The 8154-nt window shown below is 64.8% G+C and carries 10 protein-coding genes; 8 read left to right on the top strand and 2 right to left on the bottom strand.

Features of this window, described 5'->3' with window-relative positions; genetic code table 11:
* Positions 1 to 4: 4 nt before the first annotated feature.
* From trbJ to AX724_RS18870, 8 genes are all read left to right on the top strand, one after another.
* Positions 5 to 757, top strand: coding sequence for a P-type conjugative transfer protein TrbJ (gene trbJ / locus AX724_RS18840; RefSeq protein WP_017499932.1), 753 nt, complete (start codon positions 5 to 7; stop codon positions 755 to 757).
* 136 nt (positions 758 to 893) lie between these two features.
* Complete coding sequence (trbL, locus tag AX724_RS18845; RefSeq protein ID WP_017499931.1) at positions 894 to 2201, top strand: P-type conjugative transfer protein TrbL; 1308 nt, start codon at positions 894 to 896, stop codon at positions 2199 to 2201.
* Between the two features lie 3 nt (positions 2202 to 2204).
* A complete protein-coding gene (trbF, locus tag AX724_RS18850; RefSeq protein ID WP_026108910.1) occupies positions 2205 to 3047 on the top strand; it encodes a conjugal transfer protein TrbF in 843 nt (280 codons plus the stop codon).
* On the top strand, positions 3044 to 3895 hold the full coding sequence (gene trbG, locus AX724_RS18855; RefSeq protein WP_006635655.1) for a P-type conjugative transfer protein TrbG: 852 nt from the start codon (positions 3044 to 3046) through the stop codon (positions 3893 to 3895). Before trbF ends, trbG begins: the two co-directional genes overlap by 4 nt.
* Positions 3892 to 5130 carry a TrbI/VirB10 family protein gene (locus AX724_RS18860; RefSeq protein ID WP_017499929.1) on the top strand — a complete coding sequence of 413 codons (1239 nt, stop codon included), beginning with the start codon at positions 3892 to 3894 and terminating at the stop codon, positions 5128 to 5130. Before trbG ends, AX724_RS18860 begins: the two co-directional genes overlap by 4 nt.
* Complete coding sequence (locus AX724_RS18865) at positions 5123 to 5335, top strand: DUF2274 domain-containing protein (RefSeq protein WP_017499928.1); 213 nt, start codon at positions 5123 to 5125, stop codon at positions 5333 to 5335. Before AX724_RS18860 ends, AX724_RS18865 begins: the two co-directional genes overlap by 8 nt.
* Before the next feature lie 4 nt (positions 5336 to 5339).
* The gene (locus tag AX724_RS24775) at positions 5340 to 5573 is read left to right on the top strand and encodes a helix-turn-helix domain-containing protein (RefSeq protein WP_051035681.1); all 234 of its coding nucleotides are present in this window, start codon (positions 5340 to 5342) and stop codon (positions 5571 to 5573) included.
* Between the two features lie 246 nt (positions 5574 to 5819).
* Positions 5820 to 7046, top strand: coding sequence for an NAD(P)/FAD-dependent oxidoreductase (locus AX724_RS18870; RefSeq protein ID WP_066769546.1), 1227 nt, complete (start codon positions 5820 to 5822; stop codon positions 7044 to 7046).
* A gap of 3 nt (positions 7047 to 7049) precedes the next feature.
* Here the strand turns inward: AX724_RS18870 and AX724_RS18875 are convergent, their stop codons facing one another.
* The gene (locus tag AX724_RS18875) at positions 7050 to 7553 is read right to left on the bottom strand and encodes a 2'-5' RNA ligase family protein (protein ID WP_066769549.1); all 504 of its coding nucleotides are present in this window, start codon (positions 7551 to 7553) and stop codon (positions 7050 to 7052) included.
* A gap of 2 nt (positions 7554 to 7555) precedes the next feature.
* On the bottom strand, positions 7556 to 8095 hold the full coding sequence (locus AX724_RS18880; protein ID WP_066769551.1) for a peroxiredoxin: 540 nt from the start codon (positions 8093 to 8095) through the stop codon (positions 7556 to 7558).
* Between the last annotated feature and the right edge of the window lie 59 nt (positions 8096 to 8154).

The raw sequence follows: 8154 nt of genomic DNA on the forward strand, positions 1-8154 counted from the left end.
TCCCGTGCCCCGTATCCCTATCCGCAAATATGCGTGCCTCTCCGCTCTCGCGCTCGGCGCCGTCGGCTCGCTCGGTATCGGCATCGCGTTGACCTCGACGCCCGTCGCGGCCCAGCTCAGTGTGTTCGATCCATCGAACTATTCGCAAAACCTGCTCACCGCCGCGCGCACGCTTGCCCAGATCAACAACCAGATCCAGAGTCTCCAGAACGAAGCGCAGATGCTGATCAACCAGGGCAAGAACCTGTCCCGGATCGATTTCCCGCAACTTCAGGAGCTTCGCCAGCGCCTCCAGCAGATCGACCAGCTCATGGGCCAGGCGCAGGGCGTCGACTTCCGCATCGATCAGCTCGACGAGCGCTTCCGCCAGCTCTACCCGCAGGAGTTCGATCAGGTGTTCCGCCGCGATCAGCGTGTGGCTCGCGCACGCGATCAACTCGATACCGCGATGTCCGCGTTTCGCCAGACGATGGGGGTCCAGAACCGCATCGTCGACAACGTACGGAGCGACACGCAGGCGCTCGCCGACATCGTCGCGCGCAGCCAGGGCGCGGAAGGCTCGCTTCAGGCGCAGCAGGCCACGAACCAGCTTCTCGCGCTCACCGCCAAGCAGCAGCTCCAGCTTCAGCAAATGATGGCGGCGCAGTTCCGGGCGGAATCGGTCGAGCAGGCGCAGCGGGGCCAGATCGCGCGCGAGGCACGCGAGTCGACGCGCCGCTTCCTCGGCGACGGCAAGGCTTACACGCCACGCCAATGAGCTGAGGCAGGCGAGGACCGCGCCCCCAGCTCCCCCCGGGTCCGAACCTGTCTCGTCGCGGGGGCCGTAGGGCTTGCCCCTCTCATGGCCGCCGGTCCCCGCGACACCTTTCAACTTCAAGCAGGAACCCGCCCATATGGATGACCTGAATGTCATCGATCAGTTCATGGAGGCCTTCGCCTCCTACATCGACAGCGGGTTCGGCCTGTTGGGCGGTGACGTCGGTTTCCTGACCACGATCCTGATCGGCATCGACATCACGCTCGCCGGGCTGTTCTGGGCGCTCGGCGGCGAAGACGACGTCATCGCCAAGTTCCTCAAAAAGATCCTCTATGTCGGCGTCTTCGCCCTGATCCTCAACAGCTTCTCGACACTGTCCGATATCATCTTTCGCAGCTTCGCCGGCCTCGGCCTCACCGCAGGGGGCAGCGCGATTACGGCTGACGATTTATTGCGACCCGGCAAGCTGGCCGGGACCGGCTTCGAGGCAGCATGGCCGCTCCTCGAGCAGGCGAAGGAGTTGGTTGGCCCGATCGCCTTCTTCGACAATTTCATCGAGATCGCCGTGCTGGTGATCGCCTGGGTCGTCGTCATCGCCGCCTTTTTCATCCTCGCGATCCAGCTTTTCATCACAATCCTCGAATTCAAGCTTACTTCGCTCGCCGGCTTCGTGCTCGTGCCCTTTGCGCTGTGGAACCGCACGTCGTTCCTCGCCGAACGGGTGCTCGGGAACGTCGTCAGTTCGGGCATCAAGGTCATGGTGCTCGCGGTCATCGTCGGCATCGGCTCTAACTATTTCGCCGACTTCACCAGTGCGATCACCGGCGACGAGGTGTCGATCGAACAGGCCGTGTCGCTGATGCTCGCGAGCCTCGCGATCTTTGGCCTCTCCATCTTCGGCCCGGGAATCGCATCCGGCCTCGTCGCCGGCGCGCCGCAGCTCGGCGCCGGATCGGTGATCGCCACTACCGTGCTTGCCGGCGGAGGTCTTGCGATGGCAGGCGCTGGCGCCGTCGGCGCGGCACGCGGTCTCGCGGGGGCCGGTCTCGGCGCGATCCGCGCCGGTACATCGATGGGGTCTGCCGCATCCACTGCCTACAAGCTCGGGCAGGAAACCTCGGGCTCGACCAGCGTCGGCGCGGGCCTCGGCGGCGTTGCGACCGCCATGCGCGGCGCGGCTGCCAACCGGATGAGCGGCGGTCTCGGCGTTAGCGCTGCCGCCGATCGTGGGCAGCGCGCCGCATGGGAAGCAGGAAGCACCCGTGCCGGCGGCGCCGCCCCCGCAGCCGCGCCGATAGGCGCAGCTGAAGGAACACCCGCCTGGGCGCAGAAGCTTCATGCCAGCCAGAATGCTCGCCACCGCCGCCAGATGGCGATCCACGCAATCCAGGGCGGCGACCGCGGCGGCGCTGGCGCCACTCCAGACATCAAGGAAAGGGACTGAGCGATGAAATTTCGACGCGCATTGCAGCGCTATGGGCGAACGCCCGAACCCGAGACACCCTACCAACGAGCGGGCCAGCTTTGGGATGAGCGTATCGGCTCGGCTCGCGCACAGGCGAAGAACTGGCGGCTGATGGCCTTCGGCGGCCTGTTCCTGACCACTGGTCTGTCGGGCGCGCTGGTCTGGCAATCGATGCAAAGCCGCGTCGTGCCCTATGTGGTCGAGGTCGATGCACTCGGGCAAGCACAGGCCGTCGCGCCTGCCGCCAAGGACTATCGGCCGACCGATCCGCAGATCGCATGGTTCCTCGGCCGGTTCATCACCGGCGTTCGAGCGCGCTCGCTCGATCCGGTATTGATGCGTGAAAACTGGCTATCAGCCTATGATTTCGCGACCGAACGTGCGTCACTGTTCCTCGGCGAATATGCCCGCACCTCCAATCCGTTCGCCGATGTCGGGCGCAAGACGGTTTCGGTGCAGGTGACGAGCGTCGTCCGCGCGTCGGATACGAGCTTCCAGGTCAAATGGACCGAGCAGCAATATGAGCGGGGAAGCCTCGCCAGCACGTCACGCTGGACGGCGATGCTCACGGTGAAGATCAAGCCGCCGCGCTTGGCCGATGTGCTCCGAAAAAACCCGCTCGGTCTCTATGTTGACGCGATCGACTGGAGCCGCGAACTGGAAACGCCTCAGGACCGGCCGCCTTCGCCGCAACCATCGGCCGTGCCCGATCCCGCACAATCACTCCCGGTCGCGCCGCCCACCGACATTCCGCTGGGCTCGCCGCTCGATCCGACCCTTGCTCAACCCGCAGCCGCACCATCCCCCGAAAGGACCGACCAATGATCCGTGCCCTCATCCTGGCGGCGAGCGCGATGGCGCTTGCCATGGGCGTCGCTGCGCAGAGCCGCGAACCCGCGTCACCCACCGCGCGCGTCACTGCCGCCAACCGGGCGGCACTGCGCGAGCCGTCGAGCGCGGGATATATATATGCCGTCCAGGTCTATCCCTGGGCGGAAGGCGTGCTCTACCGGCTCTATGCCGCGCCCGAGCGCATCACCGACATTGCCTTGCAGCCGGGCGAAACGATTGTGTCCGTCGCCGCCGGCGACACCGTGCGCTGGACTGTCGGCGATACCACCAGCGGCATCGGCGAAAGCAAGCGCGTGCACATCCTCGTCAAGCCGTTTTCGGCGGGCCTACGCACAAACCTTGTCATTGCTACCGATCGCCGGACCTACCATCTCCAGCTCGAAAGCACGCCCGCGACCGCGATGGCGGCGATCTCCTGGACCTATCCACATGACGAGCTGATCGCGCTCCGGCGTCAGCGCGATGCAGCCGTGGCGGCGACGCCGATCGCGTCGGGCCTCTCGGTCGAAAGCCTCAACTTCAACTATGCGATCTCGGGCGACAAGCCGGCCTGGCGGCCGCTGCGCGCGTTCGACGATGGGCGGCAGACCTACATCGAGTTCTCGCCTGCGATCGCCGTGGGTGAGGCGCCCCCGCTGTTCGTGATTGGCGAGGATGGCGAGGCCCAGCTCGTCAACTATCGCGTCGCCGGCCGCTATTATGTGGTCGACCGCCTGTTCGGTGTCGCCGAGCTGCGCCTTGGCGGCAAGAAACAGCAGATTGTCCGTATCACCGCCGCCCAGCCGAAGAGCCGGCAGCGCAAGGCCGGGAGGGGCGCGTGACCGATCCAACCGCTTCTTCCGCGCCGATCGCGGCGCCCAAAGCCGACCCCGAAACGCTCGTTCTGCGCGCGGCGCCGGGCCGCGTCACCCGTTTTCGCCGCGGTGCGATCGTCGCCATCGCTGCCGCCGGCTCGACCGCGATCATCGGCGTCGCCTGGCTGGCGCTCAAGCCCGCGACCCTGAGCCTGATCGCACGAAGCGATGAAAAGCTGGTTGGCGCGAAGGCGCCGCCTGATGCGCTCGCGGGCGCGCCGACGAGCTATGGCGACGTGCCGAAGCTCGGGCTACCGCTTCCCGGTGATCTCGGGCGGCCGATCCTCGAGCGCCAGCGGCAGCTTGGCGGGATGGTTCCCCCTGACCCCGCTGCCGATGCGGTGAGCCGGGCCGCGCAGGAAGCCGAAGCCGAGCGCCAGCGCATCGCCGCTGAGCAGAAGGCCGCACGCGAGTCTGGCGTCATGCTGCAATTGGCGGGCGGCGGTCGCGCCGCCGCCCCTGCACCGGTGACTACCGATGCAAGTGTTCCGCCAGCATCGGCCGAGACTGCCAAGCCGCTCCTCGACCCTGACCGAGATCCTAACGCCCAGGGGCGCAAGAACGAATTGGTCGGCCACGCCAATCGCGACGACGACATCAATCCGCACGCGCTGGCGCAGTCCGTATCGCCTTGGACCTTGCAGGCCGGCAGCATCATTGCCGCGAGCCTCATAACCGGGCTCAACTCGGATCTTCCCGGGCTCGTCACCGCGCAGATCACGGAGAACGTCTATGACAGTGTGACCGGGCGCGGTCTGCTCATTCCGCAAGGATCGCGGCTGATCGGCAGCTACGACAGCGTTGTAGCGTTTGGGCAGAGCCGTGCGCTGGTCGTCTGGCAGCGGATTATCCTGCCCGACGGCTCGTCGATTCGTATCGACAATGTGCCGGCGACCGATACGCAGGGCTATGCGGGTCTGTCCGACCGGATCGACCGGCATACTTGGCAACTTCTGAAGGGCGTCGCCCTGTCGACACTGCTGGGCGTCGGCACTGAATTGAGCTTCGGCAGCACCGAAAGCGACCTTGTCCGGGCGATCCGCGAGTCAGCGCAGCAGAGCGGCGCGCGCGCCGGCGATCAGCTCGTCACGCGCAATCTCAATATCCAGCCGACCTTGCGCGTGCGTCCCGGCTGGCCGCTACGGGTGGTCGTGCACAAAGACATCATATTGCCCGGACCCTGGGGAGGCCGTCATGGCTGATTTGAAGCTGCCAAGGCTGCCCGATCGGACGCCGGCTAAGATCACGATCAACGTCATGCCGGATCTCATCGAAGCGCTGAACGACTACGCCGAGGCCTATGAGGCGGCCTACGGCCGACGCGAGTCCGTACCGGACCTCATTCCATTCATGCTTAGCGGCTTCCTGGCGAGCGACCGCTCGTTCAGCCGGGCACGTAAGAAATAGTCCGATGTCGGCCCGGCAGCCTGCAACGAATGGCGACGACGCGCCCCCGATTGGGCCGATAAGCGTTCGCATTCCCGACGCAGTACGGATGACGGGGCTCAGCAAATCCAAGATCTACCAGCTCATCGCTTCCGGCGACATCGAGGCAGCCAAGGTCGGCCGTGCAACCGTGGTGTTTGTCGATAGTCTGCGGTCCTTTCTGCGATCACACTGTAAACAGCCGCGTTCTCGGGCGTAGCAGGGATCGCGCATGTCGGCCTGTCGATATTTCGGCACGGCCTGTCGCGAAGGGGTAAAATTGGGGGTGGATTGAGCGGAATTATCGGCACGACGATCAAGAACGTTGTTATAAATCAGTATCTTATGTTTTTCGTGTGAATCCCTCCTCCGCTACCATCTACATCCCCCATGCGATATGCTGCTTGCCTCTTCCCGCAAACCGCGCCTAAGAGCGGGCAAAATAGCGGTAGAGGATTGCGAGCGGATGAGTTTCTACGATGTCCTGATCGTCGGTGCTGGCCATGCAGGGGCGCAGGCCGCCATTTCCCTGCGGCAGGCGGGGTTTACGGGCAGCGTCGGGATGATCGGGGACGAGAAGGACCCGCCCTATGAGCGGCCGCCACTATCCAAGGAATATTTTGCCGGCGAGAAGACGTTCGAGCGCATCCTGATCCGCCCGGCCGGGTTCTGGGAAGAGCGGGAGGTCGATCTGCTGCTGGGCAAGCGGGTCAAAAGCGTCGATCCAGAAGGCAAGTCGGTGACCGCGGGCGGCGAGGAAATCGGCTATGGCAAGCTGATCTGGTGCGCCGGCGGATCGCCCCGCATGCTGACATGCAACGGCGCAGATGCGCAGAATGTCCATGCCGTCCGCCGCCGCGACGATGTCGATGCGATGATGGGCAAGCTGGATACCGTTCGTCACGTGACCATCGTAGGCGGCGGCTATATCGGCCTGGAAGCCGCGGCCGTTCTGACCAAGTTCGGCAAGCAGGTGGTGCTGCTGGAGGCGCTTGACCGGGTGCTTGCGCGCGTTGCCGGGGAGGAGCTGTCGCGCTTCTACGAGGCGGAGCATCGCGCCCACGGGGTGGACCTGCGCACCGACGCGAAGATGGACTGTATCGAGGTCACGGATGGCCGGGCCACGGCCGTCCTGATGGCGGATGGCGAACGTATCGAAACCGACATGGTGATCGTCGGTATCGGCATCGTGCCGGAAACCGGCCCGCTGATCGCCGCTGGCGCGGTGGGCGGCAACGGGGTGGATGTCGACGAATATTGCCGCACGTCGCTGCCCGACATCTATGCCGTGGGCGACTGCGCCACCCATGCGAACCGCTTTGCCGGCGGCGCGCATATGCGGGTGGAATCCGTCCAGAACGCGAACGATCAGGCCAAGACCGCCGTCGCGCACATCCTGGGCCGGGAAGAGCCCTATGACGCTGTCCCCTGGTTCTGGTCCAATCAGTATGACCTGAAACTGCAGACGGTCGGCCTTTCGGTCGGCTTCGACCAGACGGTGCTGCGCGGCGATCCAGCGGCGCGCAGCTTTTCCATCGTCTATCTGAAGGGCGGAAAGGTGATCGCGCTCGATTGCGTCAACGCGGTCAAGGACTATGTGCAGGGGCGCGCCCATGTGCTGTCCGGCGCGATGCTGGATATCGATCAGCTCGGCGACGCGAGCGTGCCGCTGAAGGAAGTGGGGCTCGCCTGAGTCCTATCCTCGGAACATCGCCTTCATCGCCAGTTCCCATGGTCCGCCGCGATAGTGCCACGCGGCAAGTCCCGCAATAACGATCGGTCGGGGGCGGAACCCGGCGCGCAGGGCGTCGGCAAGCGCCCGCGCATCGTCGGGCGGCACCTTGTTCTGGACGGTGATGTGAAGGCGCGGCCTTTGCCTGTCCTGCGGGGTGAGAAGTCCCGCAAAGGCCTCCGCCAACTCATCGCGCAGCGCCATGAGGCCCGGACTTTCAACGCGATAGGCGACGCCGCGACCTAGCAGGATGACATCGCATAATTGGGCTTTGGGTGGCGATAAGGCGCTGAACCGCTTCAGCCGCCCGGACAGTTCCGGCAGGATCGAGGGCGGAAGGTGATGGAACAGGGTGATGTGAGCGGAAAGATGGTTGCGCTCGGCGGGAAAATGCGCGCGGCGCAGGCCATCGGCCCAGGCAAAGTCCGCCGCGCCCATCAACGCCGTGACGATGACGGGCGCGGGCAAGGTCACGGACGCGGATTGGCCATCAGCCATTCGAGCACGGGTTCGGGGCGGGTTTCGCCATAGGGATCGTCATCCTCGCCTGCGTCGTTGAGGCCCGGCTCTTCGAACCAAGCGACGATCCGATTGTCGTCGACCACCATCGCATAGCGCCAGCTGCGATTGCCAAAGCCCAAGTGGTCCTTCTTGACCAGCATGCCCATGCGGCGGGTAAAATCGCCTGACCCATCGGGCAACATCTTCACCGATTTGATGCCCAGATGCCTGGCCCACTGATACATGACGAAGGCGTCGTTGACCGATATGCAATAGACGTCGTCCGCGCCTGCATCCCTAATCTCCTGGCTCGCACGTTCGAAGGCCGGACATTGTTCGGTCGAACAGGTGGGCGTGAAAGCGCCGGGTAGCGAGAATATCACGGAGCGTTTGCCGGCGAAGAGATCGGCGGTGCGCACATCCTGCCATCGAAAGGGATTGGGTCCTTCGATGCTGTCATCGCGCACCCGCGTCTTGAGGACCACATCGGGGATGGAGCGTCCGAGCATGCAATCTCCTATGATGATTGTCCAGCAGCAAGTGATGGTTCACTGCGGCTGAAGGTTGT

The sequence above is a fragment of the Sphingobium sp. CCH11-B1 genome (assembly GCF_001556865.1).
GTDB lineage: Bacteria > Pseudomonadota > Alphaproteobacteria > Sphingomonadales > Sphingomonadaceae > Sphingobium.

Excerpts from the sequence above, each read along its gene's own strand:
- trbL (WP_017499931.1), top strand. The coding sequence starts at position 894 with ATGGATGACCTGAATGTCATCGATCAGTTCATGGAGGCCTTCGCCTCC.
- trbF (WP_026108910.1), top strand. The coding sequence starts at position 2,205 with ATGAAATTTCGACGCGCATTGCAGCGCTATGGGCGAACGCCCGAACCC.
- trbG (WP_006635655.1), top strand. The coding sequence starts at position 3,044 with ATGATCCGTGCCCTCATCCTGGCGGCGAGCGCGATGGCGCTTGCCATG.
- AX724_RS18865 (WP_017499928.1), top strand. The coding sequence starts at position 5,123 with ATGGCTGATTTGAAGCTGCCAAGGCTGCCCGATCGGACGCCGGCTAAG.
- AX724_RS24775 (WP_051035681.1), top strand. The coding sequence starts at position 5,340 with ATGTCGGCCCGGCAGCCTGCAACGAATGGCGACGACGCGCCCCCGATT.
- AX724_RS18870 (WP_066769546.1), top strand. The coding sequence starts at position 5,820 with ATGAGTTTCTACGATGTCCTGATCGTCGGTGCTGGCCATGCAGGGGCG.
- AX724_RS18880 (WP_066769551.1), bottom strand. The coding sequence starts at position 8,095 with ATGCTCGGACGCTCCATCCCCGATGTGGTCCTCAAGACGCGGGTGCGC.